14 protein-coding genes are annotated in these 15,009 nt (G+C 76.3%); 4 read left to right on the top strand and 10 right to left on the bottom strand.

Annotated features, from left to right (window positions below):
- Positions 1–56: 56 nt before the first annotated feature.
- From PHY01_RS18675 to PHY01_RS18655, 5 genes are all read right to left on the bottom strand, one after another.
- Complete coding sequence (locus PHY01_RS18675; protein ID WP_218030230.1) at positions 57–1,433, bottom strand: metallopeptidase TldD-related protein; 1,377 nt, start codon at positions 1,431–1,433, stop codon at positions 57–59.
- On the bottom strand, positions 1,433–2,935 hold the full coding sequence (locus tag PHY01_RS18670) for a TldD/PmbA family protein (protein WP_141280304.1): 1,503 nt from the start codon (positions 2,933–2,935) through the stop codon (positions 1,433–1,435). Before PHY01_RS18670 ends, PHY01_RS18675 begins: the two co-directional genes overlap by 1 nt.
- Before the next feature lie 25 nt (positions 2,936–2,960).
- Entirely contained in the window at positions 2,961–4,793 is a 1,833-nt protein-coding gene (locus tag PHY01_RS18665) for a DUF2339 domain-containing protein (RefSeq protein ID WP_141280303.1), read from the bottom strand.
- 74 nt (positions 4,794–4,867) lie between these two features.
- Positions 4,868–5,119 carry a hypothetical protein gene (locus PHY01_RS18660; RefSeq protein ID WP_141280302.1) on the bottom strand — a complete coding sequence of 84 codons (252 nt, stop codon included), beginning with the start codon at positions 5,117–5,119 and terminating at the stop codon, positions 4,868–4,870.
- On the bottom strand, positions 5,112–5,837 hold the full coding sequence (locus PHY01_RS18655) for a hypothetical protein (RefSeq protein WP_141280301.1): 726 nt from the start codon (positions 5,835–5,837) through the stop codon (positions 5,112–5,114). Before PHY01_RS18655 ends, PHY01_RS18660 begins: the two co-directional genes overlap by 8 nt.
- Before the next feature lie 134 nt (positions 5,838–5,971).
- Here PHY01_RS18655 and trmB point away from each other — a divergent pair, with 134 nt between their 5' ends.
- Complete coding sequence (gene trmB / locus PHY01_RS18650; RefSeq protein WP_141280406.1) at positions 5,972–6,679, top strand: tRNA (guanosine(46)-N7)-methyltransferase TrmB; 708 nt, start codon at positions 5,972–5,974, stop codon at positions 6,677–6,679.
- Between the two features lie 114 nt (positions 6,680–6,793).
- Positions 6,794–7,906, top strand: coding sequence for a nitric oxide synthase oxygenase (locus PHY01_RS18645; RefSeq protein ID WP_370467340.1), 1,113 nt, complete (start codon positions 6,794–6,796; stop codon positions 7,904–7,906).
- A 501-nt stretch (positions 7,907–8,407) separates the two neighbouring features.
- Here PHY01_RS18645 and paaI read toward each other — a convergent pair.
- Positions 8,408–8,833 (bottom strand): hydroxyphenylacetyl-CoA thioesterase PaaI, encoded by a 426-nt coding sequence (gene paaI / locus PHY01_RS18640; protein ID WP_141280300.1) that lies wholly within the window; start codon positions 8,831–8,833, stop codon positions 8,408–8,410.
- 43 nt (positions 8,834–8,876) lie between these two features.
- On the opposite strand from paaI, the gene PHY01_RS18635 reads away from it, so the two are divergent.
- The gene (locus PHY01_RS18635; RefSeq protein WP_141280299.1) at positions 8,877–9,506 is read left to right on the top strand and encodes an NYN domain-containing protein; all 630 of its coding nucleotides are present in this window, start codon (positions 8,877–8,879) and stop codon (positions 9,504–9,506) included.
- A gap of 20 nt (positions 9,507–9,526) precedes the next feature.
- The gene (locus tag PHY01_RS18630; RefSeq protein ID WP_246085999.1) at positions 9,527–10,804 is read left to right on the top strand and encodes an amidohydrolase family protein; all 1,278 of its coding nucleotides are present in this window, start codon (positions 9,527–9,529) and stop codon (positions 10,802–10,804) included.
- Between the two features lie 99 nt (positions 10,805–10,903).
- Here the strand turns inward: PHY01_RS18630 and PHY01_RS18625 are convergent, their stop codons facing one another.
- The 4 genes from PHY01_RS18625 to PHY01_RS18610 form a co-directional block, all read right to left on the bottom strand.
- Positions 10,904–11,857 (bottom strand): putative endonuclease domain-containing protein, encoded by a 954-nt coding sequence (locus PHY01_RS18625; RefSeq protein ID WP_141280297.1) that lies wholly within the window; start codon positions 11,855–11,857, stop codon positions 10,904–10,906.
- A gap of 388 nt (positions 11,858–12,245) precedes the next feature.
- The gene (locus tag PHY01_RS18620; protein ID WP_141280296.1) at positions 12,246–12,662 is read right to left on the bottom strand and encodes a hypothetical protein; all 417 of its coding nucleotides are present in this window, start codon (positions 12,660–12,662) and stop codon (positions 12,246–12,248) included.
- A 156-nt stretch (positions 12,663–12,818) separates the two neighbouring features.
- Positions 12,819–13,556, bottom strand: coding sequence for a hypothetical protein (locus PHY01_RS18615; protein WP_141280295.1), 738 nt, complete (start codon positions 13,554–13,556; stop codon positions 12,819–12,821).
- Positions 13,505–14,986, bottom strand: a complete 1,482-nt coding sequence (locus tag PHY01_RS18610; RefSeq protein WP_141280294.1) for a hypothetical protein — start codon at positions 14,984–14,986, stop codon at positions 13,505–13,507. The genes PHY01_RS18615 and PHY01_RS18610 overlap by 52 nt, the downstream gene beginning before the upstream one ends.
- Positions 14,987–15,009: the final 23 nt, after the last annotated feature.

Raw genomic sequence — 15,009 nt, 5'->3', positions numbered from 1 at the left:
CGTGTGCGACCGGTCACCCCGGCCGGGTGTACGACGGATCGCCCGACGGGACGTCCTCAGCGACCGAGCGATACCGACGACATCGTGAAGTCCGGCACCCGCACCGGCGGCATGGCGGCGCGGGTGAACCAGTCCTTCCACTCCCGCGGCAGCGTCCGCTCCGTGGCGCCGACCTCGGTGGCCGAGCGCAGGACGTCGAGCGGGGAGTGGTTGAAGCGGAAGTTGTGGTCGACCTCGCCGACGACCTCGCCGTCCTCCACGAGGTACACGCCGTCCCGGGTCAGCCCGGTGAGCAGCAGCGACGCCGGGTCGACGAGCCGGATGTACCAGAGGCAGGTCAGCAGCAGGCCGCGCCCGGTGCGCCCGGCCATCTCCTCCAGCGACGCGTCCGAGCCCCCGGTGAGCAGCAGGTTGTCGCCGGGCGGGGTGAAGGTCGTGCCGAACTCCGCGGCCTCCGCCCGCGACCAGCCGAGCTCGGCGATCACGCCCTCCCGGACCCAGTCGACGCGGCGGGTCGGTGCGCCGTTGTCGAAGACCGAGACGCCGTCGCCGGAGCGGGTGGTGGTGAGGAACGGCTCGTACGCCAGGCCGGGGGCCGCCGGGTCGCAGGCCAGCGTCAGGGGCAGCCCCGTCAGGCGCTCGCCGACCCGGGTGCCGTCGGGGCCGGACAGGGCGCTGCGACCCTCCTGGGCGGGCCGGCCCTCCATCGACCAGGCCAGGTAGATCATCAGGTCGGACACGGCCGAGGGCGGCAGCAGCGTCTCGTACCGGCCCGCGGGCAGCGTCACCTTCCGCTTGCCCCAGTCCAGCCGGCGCGCGGCCTGCGCGGCGAGGTCGACGACGTCCACGTCGGTGAAGTCCGCCGTCGACGCCCCCACCCACGCCGACCCGGACAGGTCGGGGGTCTTCGCGTTCAGCTCCACCGAGCCGGTCGGCTGCACCCAGCGCCGCCGCACCCCGGCCGAGGTGCCCAGCCACGTCGTGGCCAGCTCGTGGCTGGCGAAGCCGTACTGGCGCTGCGGCCCGGCGAGCACCTCGGCCAGGCCCTCGGCGAACGTCCCGTAGACGCCGATCGAGGTCTCGGCCGCGGGGTCGTCCCAGGTGGGGTCGGTCTCCGACGGGTCGGGCAGCGGCATCGCGTCCTGCGCGGGCCCGGCGTCGCGCGCCGAGGCCTCCGCGGCGCGCACCAGGTCGGCGAGCTGCGCCGGGTCGGTGACGGCCACGCTGGAGCTGACGACGCCCGCCGCCGTCCCGCCCTCGACGGCCACCATCGCGATCACCGTGACCCGGCCCGACGTGGTGTGCCCGTTGGTGGTCATCGTCGAGTTCGCCCAGCGCAGCACGGCCTCGCTCGACTCCTGCACGACCACGGCGCACCCGTGCAGGTGCGCCGCCGCCGCCAGCGTCCGCTCGACGATCTCCTGCGGCCGCATCACGAGCCCTCCTCCTGGGTGTTGAGCACGGCGACGCCGCGGAACCGGGCCGACGGGCAGCCGTGGCTCACCGCCGCCACCTGCCCGGGTTGGGCCTTGCCGCAGTTCATCGCGCCGTGCAGCACCCACGTCGACGGGCCGCCGACGGCGTCGAGCGAGCCCCAGAAGTCGGTGGTGGTGGCCTGGTAGGCGACGTCGCGCAGCTGCCCGGCCAGCTCCCCGTTCTCGATCCGGAAGAAGCGCTGGCCGGTGAACTGGAAGTTGTAGCGCTGCATGTCGATCGACCAGGACTTGTCGCCGACGACGTAGATCCCGCGCTCGACGCCCGCGATCAGCTCGGCGGTGGAGGTGTCGCGCACCGGGTCGGGCTGCAGCGACACGTTGGCCATGCGCTGGATCGGCACGTGGTGCGGGGAGTCGGCGAACGCGCAGCCGTTGGAGCGCTCGAGGCCCAGGCGGGGGGCGAACGTGCGGTCGAGCTGGTAGCCGACCAGCACGCCGTCGCGCACGAGGTCGAACGTCGAGGTGGCCACGCCGTCGTCGTCGTAGCCGACGGTCGCGAGGCCGTGCGGCTGCGTCCGGTCGCCGGTGACGTGCATGTGCTCCGAGCCGTAGCGCAGCGTCCCGAGCAGGTCGGGGGTGGCGAAGCTGGAGCCGGCGTACGCGGCCTCGTAGCCGATCGCCCGGTCGTACTCGGTGGCGTGCCCGACCGACTCGTGGATCGTCAGCCACAGGTTCGTGGGGTCGATGACCAGGTCGTAGGGTCCGGCCTGCACGCTCGGGGACTTCGTCTTCTCGGCCAGCAGCTCGGGCACCTGCGCGAGCTCGGCGTCCCAGTCCCAGCCCGTCCCCGTGAGGTACTCCCAGCCGCGGCCGACGGGCGGGGCGAGCGTGCTCATCGTCTCGAACGCCCCGGCCCCGCGGTCGACGGAGGTGGCGGTGAACGTCGGGGAGATCCGCACCCGCTGCTGGGTGGTGCGGGTGCCGGTGAGGTCGGCGTAGAACTTGTTCTCCCGCACCTGCGCGACGCCGGCCTGCACGTGGTCGACGCCGTCGGAGGCGAGCAGGCGGTGGCTCCACTCGGTGAGCAGCTCCACCTTCTCCCGGGTCGGCACCGTGAACGGGTCGACGTCGTAGGCGGACACCCACTCGGCGACGTGCACCGGCTCGTCGGCCCGCTCCACCCGCTCCACCGCGACGGGCGCCAGCGTCCGGGCGACGGCCACCGCGCGCTCCGCGGTGGCCGCGGCCCGGGAGGGGGTGAGGTCGCCGTGCGAGGCGAAGCCCCACACCCCGTCGACGATCACGCGGACGGCCAGGCCGACCGTCACGTCGTCGGCGACCCCGGTGACGCGGCCGTCGCGCAGGTCCACCGACTGCGTGACGATCCGCTCCACCCGCAGGTCGGCGTGCTGCGCCCCGAGGTCGCGGGCGCGGGACAGGGCGGCGTCGGCGAGGGCGGTGAGGGGCAGGCCCGCGAACACCGGGTCCAGGTCTGGCATGGCCCGAACCTATCCCGCCCGCGCCCTACCCGGCCTCGGCGACCATCCGGGCGTAGCGGGTTCCCGCGGCCAGCAGCACCAGCCCGGCGCCGAGGAACGCCGCGACCTGCGCCAGTCCGTCGAGCACGACCAGGTCGAACAGCACCAGCTTGGCGACGGCCCCCGCCACCAGCACCAGCCCGGTCACCCGCAGCGCAGGCCGCCGCAGACCGCGGGCGAGCAGCACCAGCGCCAGCACCGTCCAGGACACGGTGACGACGGCGTGCCCGACCGTGAACGCGGTCCGCTCCGGCGACACCAGCAGCGCCAGCGACACGGCGAGCCCGGCCGTGCCGTACAGGCCGGCCACCCCGAGCGGCACCCAGATCCCCGCGGTCGCGGAGTCCGGCCGCACCAGGCCCAGCCGCCCCGCGGCGACCGTGAGGACCACGGCCGTGAGCAGCACCAGCAGCGACACCACCGCGCCGCCCACCAGCGCACCCGTGCGGGCCAGGCCGTCGACGACGAAGGGATCGGCGGGGAAGGCGACGAGCGCGGTCACCGGTGCGTCGACGGCGACCGCCAGCAGCGTCCCGACCAGGCCGAACCCGGCCGCGAGAGCCAGCGTGGGCCGGTGGCCGACGGCCACGGCGACGGCGGCCGTGCCCATCGCGACGGCCAGCAGCGTGCCGGTGGCGACCGGTCCGTCCAGGGCGACCAGCACCGCCTCCAGCACCCCGACCCCGGCGACCGCGAGGACCGCCGCCCGCAGCCGCGGCCCGGCGCCGGGCACCGCGAGCAGGGCGGGCACCAGCAGCGCGACCGCCGCGGCCACGCCCGCGCCGCCCCAGCCGTCGAGCTCGGGAGCCAGCGCCAGCGCGGGCAGCGGGGCCAGCGCGACGAGCCCGGCCACCACGCCATCGGGCAGGCGGCGCACGGCGAGCGCCGCGCCGGCGAGCCCCAGCAGGGTGGCGGCGAGCACGGCGGGGATCCGCAGCGGATCCGTGGAGAAGGCGACGATCGACGCGCCCAGTGCGGGACCCGCCGCGGCGAGCAGGGCGGGCCACGACCAGGCGGCGCCGCGCGGTCCGTGGCGCAGCGCCACCACGGCCACCGCCAGCTGCAGGGCCAGCAGCAGCGCCACGAGCAGCGGACCCTCGACCAGCGCCGGGGCGAGCACCGCACCACCGACGACGATGCCGGAGGCGAGCAGCGGCGAGCGCCAGCGGCCGGCCAGCGCCAGCCCGCCCGCGGCCACCGCGAGGGCCAGCGCCACGGCGAGCGCCTCGGGGACCCCGAGGAGCCGGTTCGCGGCCGCCACCACCAGGTACAGGGCCGCGAAACCGGTGCCGGCCACGGCCGTCGCACCGCCGCGGCGGGCCTCGGTGCGGTGCATCCACATCGCGACGGCCACCAGTACGGCGCCGAGCACGGCCCCGGACCACACCCGCGCGGCGGGCGAACCCCAGCCGCGGGAGGCGGCGAGCACCAGGAACAGCACCACGCCCAGCAGCGTCATCGCGCCGCCGGTCCAGGCCAGGAGCCGGGCGCCGCCCGCGGTCGCCCGTGCGGGCGGGGTCGCGGGGCCGCCGCCGAACCACGGCGGCGCGGGCGGCAGGCCGGTGCCGCCGGGCGGGTTCCACGGGCCCGGGGGCTGTCCCTGGGGCGGCCCCCCGGCGGGGGCACCCCACCACGGCGGCGGCCCGGCCGGGCCCGGCGGGACCGGGTGCCGCACCGGGGGTCGTTCCAGGACCCCGGTGACCGCGTCCGCGTTCGCGACCGGGTGCGGCGCGGCGAGCGAGTCCAGCCGCGCCTCGACGCGGTCGAGCCGGTGGGCCAGCCGCGCGAGCTCGGCCGTCAGGTCCGCTGTGCTGCTCATGGGGCCATGATCGGGCCGGCGGGGCTCGCGCGGATGCGTACGGCTACCCGCTCCGGGTCACGGACCGGTCACGGTCAGCCCCAGCGCAGCAGCCTCGTGAGCACCTCGACGAGCGTGGGCGGGTCGTCGTCGCACGGCGCCGCGTCGATGTCGCCGTCGGCGCGCAGGGCGAGGGTGCGGTCGGCGAGTCCGTCGCCGTCGAGGTCGGTGTGCAGGAACAGCTCACCCGAGTCGTCCTCGGAGAACAGGGAGTCGGGGGTGCCGTCGTCGTCGGTGTCGAACCCCGCGGTGACCTCGGGGCAGGCGTCGTCGCGGGGATCACGCACCGACCGCCTCCCGGGGTCCGAAGGCGGCCAGCTCGGCGTCGACCGCGCTGCGGTGCCCGGCCAGGGCCGCGTCGAGGCGGACGGCCCCGGCCGCCGCCCGGGCGACGGCCCGCCGGGCGAGCTCGGCGTCGACGCGGGTGCGCGTGTCGGCGAGCAGGGCGAGGCTCCAGCGCCGCAGCCGCGCCCGGTCGGCCGCGGCCCGGCGCGACCGGACGACGGCGACGAGCACCAGCACGGCCGCACCCGCGGCGGGCAGGGCCACCGACGGGCCGGCGAACCCGGTGAGCGGGGCCGCCGCGAGCGGGAGCACCGCGGGTCGCCAGGTGCCGGCGTCGGCCAGGGTCTCCCACGTCCCCGTGCGCCGCGGGGCGGGCGGGTCCGGTGCGGCGGGCGGGGGCGGGTCGTCCGGGGGCACCGGCAGCGCGACGCCCCGGTCGGCGGCCGTGCCGCGCTCGGCGGCCACCGCGAGGTCGGTGAAGCGCCGGTACGCGGCCGTCTCCACGGCCCGGGCCGCGTCGGCGACGGCCGCGGCGGGGCGGGCCGCCCGGTCGAGCTCGCGGCGGACCTCGGCGAGATCGGCCGTGGCCCGGGCGAGCGCGGTCGCGCGGGCGGCGGCGAGGGCGTCGCGCAGGGCGGTGCGGCCCGGCGTCAGCAGGGCGCGCTGCGCGCGCAGCTCGTGGCGCCGGGCGCGCACGGCGTCGGCATGGCGGTCGGGCATGCCGGTGAGGGTGACGGCCCGGGCACCGGCGCGCGGGGGATCGGGGGAACGGTGTGCGATCGTGAACGGTCCCCGTTCCACCCGAAGGAGCCCGCGTGACCTCGCGCCCACCGGTCGAGGACCGGCCCCGCATCATGAGCTTCGTGCACCACCGCGCGCGGCTGACCGAGGGGCAGCAGCGGGCCTGGGACCGCTCGTGGCCGGTGCTGGGCCGCGACGTCGCCGACGTCGTCGCGGGCACCGTCGCCTACGACCCGCCCGCGTGGTTCGGCCGCACCGCCCCGCTGGTGCTGGAGATCGGGTCCGGCATGGGGGAGTCGACCGCCGCGCTGGCTGCCGCCGCCCCGGAGCACGACCACCTCGCCGTCGAGGTCTTCGAACCCGGCCTGGCGCAGCTGCTCATGCGGGTCGGGGAGCTGGGGCTGACGAACCTCGCGCTGCTGCGTGGCGACGCCGTCGAGCTGCTGCGGACGCGGGTGCCGGATGGCTCGCTGGCCGCCGTCCGGATCTTCTTCCCGGACCCGTGGCCCAAGCGCAGGCACCGCAAGCGCCGCCTGGTGCAGCCCGAGGTCGCAGCGCTGGTCGCGTCCCGGCTGGCGCCCGGCGGCACGCTGCACCTGGCGACGGACTGGGCCGACTACGCGACCCAGATGCGCACCGTGTGTGAGGAGGAACACCTTCTGGTGAACGCGGCCCCCGACGCCCCGGAGGGCTGGTATCCGCGCCCGGAATGGCGGCCGGTGACCAAGTTCGAGCAGCGTGCCCACCTCGAGGGACGTGTCGTCCGCGATCTGCTGTACCGCCGCCGTTCCGCTGGGCACCCTGGCGATCACGCTTCGTGACCGTGTAAACAGGTCGACGGCCCCGGAACGGGGAAGTCGGTCGGGGAGAGCGGGGCGTGCGTGACGGCGTTCGTGGACGAGGACACCGTCGTTCCGGCCCCCCGTTCCTGCCCGGTGGCCCACGCGCCCGCGTCGGCCGGGCCGGGCCTGGTCGAGGCCGCGACGACGTTCCTGGAGCAGTTCCATTCCGAGACCACCCCGGCGCAGACGCTGGCGGGCCGGCTCGACGAGGTGCGCCGCGAGATCGACGAGACGGGCACCTACGTCCACACCCCCGACGAGCTGACCTTCGGCGCGCGGGTGGCCTGGCGCAACGCGGCCCGCTGCATCGGCAGGCTGTACTGGAACAGCCTGCGGGTGCGCGACCGCCGCGCGGTGTCCGCGCCCGCCGAGGTCGCCGCCGAGTGCGTCGCCCACCTGCGCGACGCCGGTCGCGACGGCCGGATCCGCTCCACCATCACGGTGTTCGCCCCGGACCGCCCCGGCCGGCCGGGTCCGCGGATCCACAACGAGCAGCTCATCCGCTATGCCGGGCACCGCACCCCCGGCGGCCGGATCCGCGGCGACGCCCGGTACGCCGACTTCACCGACCGGGCCGTCGCGCTGGGCTGGGAGCGGCCCGACCCGCCCGGCCGCTTCGACGTCCTGCCGCTGCTGGTCTCCGACGGCGACGCCCCGCCGGAGCTGCACGAGATCCCGCGCGACGCCGTGCTCGAGGTCCCGCTGACCCACCCCGAGCACGCGTGGTTCGCCGACCTGCGGCTGCGCTGGCACGCGGTACCCGCGATCAGCACCATGCCGTTGGAGGTCGGCGGCATCGTCTACCCGGCCGCGCCGTTCAACGGCTGGTACATGGGCACCGAGATCGGCGCCCGCAACCTCGCCGACGCCGACCGCTACGACCTGCTCCCCGTGCTCGGCGAGCGCCTCGGCCTCGACACCTCCTCCGAGCGCACCCTGTGGCGCGACCGCGCCCTGCTGGAGATGCTGCGCGCGGTGCAGCACTCGTTCGACGCGGCGGGGGTGACGATGACCGACCACCACACCGAGTCCGACCGCTTCCTCACCCACGTCGCCCGCGAGGAGAACGCAGGCCGGCGCTGCCCGGCCGACTGGAGCTGGATCGTGCCCCCGGTCAGCGGTGGGCTCACCCCGGTCTACCACCGCTACTACGACGAGCCCGACCCCGCGACCCGCCCGGCCTACCTCCCCCCACCCCCCGCCTGACCCCGCGAGTCCCCCGTTTCCCGTCCGCGAGTCCCCCGTTCTCCGTCCGCGAGTCCCGTCATCGGGCTGTGAGGCGCCGGACGTCGGAGTAGGTCGGCGGCGCGGAAGTGCAGGGAACCGGTGCTGACCCGGCGTACCCCCACGGCCGTGAGGTCGGCGGGCGGGTGGCGGCCGCACAGGATGCCACCGCGTCCGGATCGCCGGCGAAGCCCGACTCGATGTCGGCGGTGAGCAGGAGGCCGCGCCCGTCCGGCGCCCTCGCCGGCGCGACGGTCTCGGCCCGGGTCGTGCCCGCCGCGTCGGCCGGGCCTGCGGCGGCCGCCCGCACCCGCTACGACCACGTGGCCGGCACGCACGGCGTCGCCCTGTTCGACGCGCAGGTCGGCGCCGGTCCCGTCCGCACCCGCGACGGCCTGGCACTCACCGGGCCGGGGCAGGAGTGGTTCGTGGGGCTCGCCGGGGGGACGGCGCTGCGCGCCCGCGGCTCCCGGCCTGCCCGTCCTACGTGGGCCCGGCGAGCCCGGGGACCTGGCGCGTGCGCCCGCGGAACTCCGCGACGACGACGTCCCCCGCCCGCACGGTGACGTCGTAGAGGCCGGAACGCCCGGTGAGCGCCCGCTCCGCCGCCGTCGCGACCAGCTCGTCGCCCAACGCCGCGGGGCGCAGGAAGGCGATGTCGGCCCCGGCCGCCACCGCCGAGACGCCGTGGCTGTTGGACGCGTGCGCGAGCGCGGCGTCGGCGAGCAGGAACACGAACCCGCCGTGGCAGATGCCGTGGCCGTTGAGGTGCTGCTCGCCGACCGTCAGCGCGACGGCGGCGGTGCCGGGGCCGACGTCGAGCAGCCGGACGCCCGCGCCGCGTGCGGCGGCGTCGTGGCGGGTCATGGCCTCGGAGGTGCGGCGGGCGGTCTCGCTCGGCTCGTCCATCGTGACGGGATGCTATCCGGGGGCGCGGGATAGGGTCCGGGCCATGACGACCCCCGCGCCGACCTCGCCGCCCGCCCCCCGCGTGCTGCTGGTCTGGGACGCGCCGAACATGGACATGAGCCTGGGTTCGCTCCTGGGCGCCCGGCCGACGGCGGCGTTCCGCCCGCGCTTCGACGCCGTCGGGCGCTGGCTGCTCGACCTCGCCGGGCCGGACGCGCTGGCCGAGGCCACGGTGTTCACCAACGTCGTCCCCGGCAGCACCGAGGTCGTCCGCCCGTGGGTCGAGGCGCTGCGCAACGTCGGCTTCGCGGTGTTCGCCAAGCCGAAGATCACCGACGACTCCGACGTCGACGACGACATGCTCGCCCATATCCGCCTGCGCGCCGACGAGGGCACGCTCGAGCACGTCGTCGTGGCCTCCGGTGACGGGCGCGCGTTCCGCGAACCGCTGGAGGAGCTGCGCGCCAAGGGCACCTACGTCACGGTCATCGGGTTCCGCGAGCACGCGACGTTCGCGGTGGCGTCGGACGTCATGGAGTTCGTCGACCTCGAGGAGATCGACGGCGTCTTCCGCGAGCCGCTGCCGCGCATCACGCTCGACTCGCTGCCCGACGGCGGCGCCTGGCTGCCCCCGTTCCGCTCCCTGCGCTCGCTGCTGGAGCCCCGCCGGTGATACGGCTGACCGCGCCGGTCGTGCTCCCCTGCGACGCGGCCTGCTCGGTCCTGCGCGACGGTGTCGTGGACGTCTCCGCCGAGGGCCGGATCACCTTCGTCGGGCCCCGCGCGCAGGCCCCGGCGTCGGACGCCCCGGTGCACGCCCTGCCCGGCGTCCTGCTGCCGGGGCTGGTCAACACCCACGCACACACCCCGATGATCGCCCTGCGCGGCGCGGGCGGCGACCTCCCGCTGCTGCGCTGGCTGCACGAGGTCATGTGGCCGATGGAGGCCCGGCTCACCGGCGACGACGTGCGGGCCGCGATGACCGCGGGCTGCGTCGAGCTGCTGCGCACCGGCTGCACCACCAGCGTCGAGATGTACTTCCACACCCAGGCGGTGCTCGACGCCGTGCACGCCGTCGGCTCCCGCGTGGTGCTGACGCCCGGGGTCATCGCCGCACCGGGCTGGGACCGCCTCGGCACGTGGGAGCAGATGCGCGACGGCATCTCCGCCCGGATCGACGCCGACGGCGTGGTGAACGGCCGCGTCGAGCTCGGGTACGGACCGCACTCGGCGTACACGCTGCCGCCGGAGGCGCTGGCGTCCATCGGCGAGCACGCCAGGGCCCGGGGCGCGCTGCTGCACGTGCACGTCGCGGAGGCGGCGGAGGAGGACGCGGCCGCGCGCGCGTCGCACGGCTCGGTGCCCGCCCTGCTCGACGCCCTCGGGGTGCTCGAGGGCCGCGTGCTCGCCGCCCATTCGATCCAGCTCTCCGACGACGACATCGCCCTGTTCGCCGCCCGCGGCACCGCCGTGGCGCACTGCCCGGGCTCGAACGCGAAGCTGGCGGCCGGGATCGCGCGGGTCACCGCCCTGCGCCGGGCCGGGGTCCGGGTCGGCCTGGGCACCGACGGCCCCGCCTCCGGCGACGACCTCGACGTCTGGGCGCAGGCCCGCCTCGCCGGGCTTCTCGCCCGTGTGACCAGCGGTGACGCCGCCGCGCTCACCGCGTCGGAGCTGCTGCTGATGGCCACCCGCGACGGGGCCGCCGCGCTCGGCCGCGACGACCTCGGCGCCCTGGAGCCCGGCCGGTGGGCCGACCTGGTGCACGTCGATCTCGACGACCCGGTCTTCACCGACCCCGCCGACGACGCCCAGCTGCTGTCGAACCTGGTGTGGGCGGGCGGTGCGCGGCTGGTCCGCGACGTGTGGGTGGCGGGCGAGCAGGTGCTGGCCGCAGGCGAGCCCACCCGGGTGACCCGCGCGCAGACCACCGCAGCGGTCCGCGAGGTGGCCACCCGCCTCCGCCCCTGACCCACCCCCCCCGCGAGTCCCCCGTTCTCCGCGCGCGAGTCCCCCGAGATCCGTGCGCGAGTCCCCCGGAATCCGCGTTGCGAGACCCGGATCGTCGGGTCACCCGGCGATCCGTGCGCGATGCCGTCGGGCCCGCAACGCGCCGGGGGTGAACCCGCGGGCGGCGTAGCCGCGCGTCACGAAGGCCTCGTGCAGTTCGCGTTGCACGCGCACCGTGCTCCGGAGGTCGTCGACGTCCACCCGTACGACGATCCATCCCGAGCGGCGGAGCGCCTCGACGCGCAGCTCGTCGACGTCGGCGCGATCCAGATGGGCCAGGTGTCCGTCGTACTCGACGGCGATCCGCAGGGCCGGCCAGCTCAGGTCGAGCCGCCATCGCGGGCGTCCCCCGATGTCCCGTACCCAATGGTTGACCACGGGGACCGGAAAGCCGAGATCGACGATCCGCCACAACATCCAGCTCTCGGCCGGCGACTCGGCGAGCCCGGTCGCGAGGTCCAGCAGACGCGCGCCGACGCGGGTGCCGCGCGGATCGGGTCGGCTCCGCAACCTGCTGTGCACGGTGGCCCGGAACGATTCGCGCTGCTCCGCGGGCAGCGCGGCGAGGGCCTGGTCGACCAGGGCGAGTGCGTCCTGGTGAGGCCGCCGGCACAGCACACCGGCCAGTACGCGGTCGAGCACGAGCGTCGGGATGCCCTGGATCTCGACGGTGTCGTCGACGAGATCGCGCCCGTTGTGGACGACGAGCCCGGTCCGCGACGGACGCTTGTTGCCGTAGGGGACGACGAGATCGACCGGCGTCGGTGCGGCGGCGCCGAGGCCGTGCAGGAAGGCGGCGGTCGGCCCGGACACACGGGCGCCGGGACCTCCGGCGAGCAGCCCCGCGGCGACGATCGTGAGCGGGTCGGCCGCGCGCGCCGGATCGACGACGACACCCGGCCACGGTGTGCGGAACGTGCCGTCCGCGAGCGCGGTGCGGACCCGGGTCTCGCCGATCTGTCGGACGGCGTCGCGGCGCAGGCAGGCGCCGTGCAGGGATTCGGTGGGGAACATGTGCTCGACCGTGCCGCTCCGCGTAGCTCCCGGCGGATCGAGTGCGAAAGCTGTGGATGGTCGGGTCCCGAGGTGGACAACGTGCGTCCCGTGCCCCTCCCGGCGCACCGAACCGAGATCGACGGCGCGGGATCCGGGGGACCCGCGCGCAGTCCGGGGGACTCGCGCACGGGATCCGGGGGACTCGCGCGCGGGATCCGGGGGACTCGCGCGCGGAGTTCGGGGGACTCGCGGGGGTGGGAGGTGCGCGGAGGGCCGGTGACCGCGGGTGGAGCGGCGGTCCGTGGCGCCGGTCTCCCGCGGGCCACCGGCCCTCGTCCGTGCGTGCGGTCCGCTCCCCAGCCGACCGCGCAGTCCCCGCCCCGGCACGATCCGGGGCGGGGGCGTCTCAGTGGCTCCCGGCGGTCTCCAGCCGGAAGTGGTGCCGTCCGCCCTCGCGCGGCTCGACGAGCGCGTGGGCGCCGGTGTCGGTGTCGGCCGAGCGGCGGCGGCGCGGGGCCCGCGTGGGCAGGACGGGCGACGGGGCCGCGGCGGCGTCGAAGGCCTGCACCGGGATGGGGGCGGTCAGCGGGTCGCGGCGGAACTCGTCGACGGGGTCGAGTCCCCTGGCGCCGGGCACCCGGACGTCGGGCGCCCGGACGTCGGACCGCCTGCGGGACGGTGCCTCGACCTGCCGGCCGCGCCAGCCGGAGTGGCGCAGCGCGTGGAAGATCGGCGTCAGCACCGCCTCCTCGTTGACGGCGTGCCGCCCCCCGTGGACGACCGCCCGCCGCATCTCCCCGTAACCCCTGACCACGTCCGACACCTCAACACCTCCGCTGCTCCGCATGCGCCGTCGAAGTGGACCGTTCAGCGCACTTGATGACCACAACGGGGGACACTCGCTCGGGGAAACGGCTTACGGGGCCTCGTTACAGTTCTGCGGGCCGAATACGCTCGATCGGGTGGACTCCGCTCCCGATCACACTCTCTTGAGTATCCGGGCGGCGCCCGCTGCAGCCGTGGTGGCCAGGATCCAGCCCGCGGCGACCAGAGTGCCGGCGATCCACTGCGATGCGCCCTCGAGTCGCCAGTACCCGTCCTGCCCGAGGTTCACGATCGGGAGCAGGGTGTCGGCGGCGAAGATCCAGGGGTTCCAGACGGGGTTCTGGTCGGCGTCGACGGGCACCGGCTCGTGACCGACGAACCAGACGCTGCCGAGTGCCCACAGGCCGATCAACCAGCACACGGCCAGCCAGGGGCGGTATCCGTAGCCCACGGTCCACCGCTGCAGCGCGCCCCAGATCCGGCCCGCCGGCCCGGCCGCGGCGTAGCGCCGGTGCTGGCGCGCGATGAGCACGGTCTCGGCCATCTCGTCCTGGCCGGCGCGCTGGTACGCCGCGGCCAATTGGTCGTATAACGCCGGAGAGTAGCCATTACTCACCCGCTCGAACCAGTGGAGCCGCTTTCGGGCGTCCGCTGAACGGGTGTCGTTCAGCGCACCGTAGGTAAATCCGTCGACGAGGACGGATCCGCGTGCCGATCGGCCCAACCACAATGCGGGGGAATCGCGGAATGCGCCGACCTGTGCGTGCTCGAGCCGGACCACCCCGCGCGGGGACTCGGCCGGCCGCACCACCAGCTCCGCGGTCGTCAGGCCGTAGGCGTTCAGCGCGTACCGGGCCCCGGGGCCGCCGAGCCGGACGTCGACGAGCTGCACCGACTTGCGGGCGTCGGTGCCCCGGAGCCGGATGCCGCCGGCGGCCCGGACGCGCAGCAGGAGCAGGTCCTTGCCGACCGACGCCGCCCGCGCGTCCAGCGACGGCCGCACCGGTGGCGGGTCCGGCACCGGCGGCGCGCCGTCGAGGTACGGACGCACGCGTGGCCGCTCGAACACCGCGCCGGTGCAGTCGAGCGTCGCGCCGATCTCGGCGTTCTGCAGCCGCAGCGTGCCCGAGCAGACGAGCGCAGGTAGAGCTCCCCGCCGACGCGCAGCCGGTCGCCGTTGAACGCGTCGCGGTCCGGGGCGTGCAACCGCACGCCGGACAGGCTCGCGCTGCCGCGCACGTGGGCGTCGACGAGCCGGAGCTGTCCGTCGCAGCGCAACGGCCCGCGTCCCGCGGCCCGGGCCTCCAGGTCGCCGCCGATCTCGATGCCGTCGCCGAGCAGCGCCACCCCGCGGTCGGGCTCGTCGTAGGGGCCGGTCAGGTGTGCCCCGGACAGGCGCACGTACCCGCCGACCACCGCACCCGGCAGCCGCACGGTGCCGGTCGTGTCCGACCCGTCGTCGAGCTCCAGGTTGCCCTGCACGCGGATCCGGTCGGCGACCAGCGCCGCCCCCGGGTCGACGATCCCGCCGGGGACGATCGGCATCCGGCTCTCGTCGGCCGCGCGCGGCAGCAGCGGCTCGCCCGCCCGGCGCCGGATCACCGCACCGGTGAGCACGAGGTCGCCCCCGACCTGCACCCCGGCGAGCAGCACCCGGCCGTCGCAGGTGAACACCGGCCCGGCGTGGTGGCGCCCGGCGAGCAGGCTGCCGTCGACCGCCAGTCCCGTGAGGTCGAGGGCGTCGACGGTGGGCGAGGCCAGCTCCGCACCGGACAGGTCGAGGTTGCCGGTGATCCGCGCACCGGGCATCCGCACCTCACCCCCGGCGACGAGCCGCCGGGCGTAGCAGGTGCCGCCGACGACGAGCCGGTCGGCGATGACGGCCCGCCCGCCCGCGCCGTCGAGCCGCCCGGCCGAGAGCCGCAGGGAGCCGCCGATCCGGGCGTCGGACAGGTGCACCGGGCCGTGGGAGGTGAAGCCGTCGTCGAGGGTGAGGTCGGCGGTGACGACGACGTTGCCCGCCCGCAGCGCCGGGACCCGGCAGCCGGACATCGACAGCCCGCTGAACTCGGCCATCCGCAGGTCGGGTGCCTCGTCGAAGGTGCAGGCGCGCAGGTCGACGGGGACGGTGACCTGCGCGCCGGTCAGCCGCAGCACCCCGGTGACGCGCGCGTGGCGCAGCCGCAGCACCGGGGCGCCGGGCGGCCGCCCCGCGGTGAGGACGGCGGCCAGTGCCGCGGCGGGCAGCTCCGCCCCGCCGAGGTCGAGCTCGTGGCCCGCGGTGAGCGCACCGGTCAGCGCGGACACGGGATCCTGGGCCACCCGCGTGTCCTACCACGGAACCT

The organism is Pseudonocardia hydrocarbonoxydans (genome assembly GCF_006539565.1).
Taxonomy (GTDB): Bacteria; Actinomycetota; Actinomycetes; order Mycobacteriales; family Pseudonocardiaceae; genus Pseudonocardia; species Pseudonocardia hydrocarbonoxydans.
The sequence above is the reverse complement of the archived record's forward strand: the minus strand, read 5'-3'. Positions and strand labels throughout refer to the sequence as shown.

Excerpts from the sequence above, each read along its gene's own strand:
- PHY01_RS18675 (WP_218030230.1), bottom strand. The coding sequence starts at position 1,433 with ATGCGGCCGCAGGAGATCGTCGAGCGGACGCTGGCGGCGGCGGCGCAC.
- PHY01_RS18670 (WP_141280304.1), bottom strand. The coding sequence starts at position 2,935 with ATGCCAGACCTGGACCCGGTGTTCGCGGGCCTGCCCCTCACCGCCCTC.
- PHY01_RS18665 (WP_141280303.1), bottom strand. The coding sequence starts at position 4,793 with ATGAGCAGCACAGCGGACCTGACGGCCGAGCTCGCGCGGCTGGCCCAC.
- PHY01_RS18655 (WP_141280301.1), bottom strand. The coding sequence starts at position 5,837 with ATGCCCGACCGCCATGCCGACGCCGTGCGCGCCCGGCGCCACGAGCTG.
- trmB (WP_141280406.1), top strand. The coding sequence starts at position 5,972 with ATGAGCTTCGTGCACCACCGCGCGCGGCTGACCGAGGGGCAGCAGCGG.
- paaI (WP_141280300.1), bottom strand. The coding sequence starts at position 8,833 with ATGGACGAGCCGAGCGAGACCGCCCGCCGCACCTCCGAGGCCATGACC.
- PHY01_RS18635 (WP_141280299.1), top strand. The coding sequence starts at position 8,877 with ATGACGACCCCCGCGCCGACCTCGCCGCCCGCCCCCCGCGTGCTGCTG.
- PHY01_RS18625 (WP_141280297.1), bottom strand. The coding sequence starts at position 11,857 with ATGTTCCCCACCGAATCCCTGCACGGCGCCTGCCTGCGCCGCGACGCC.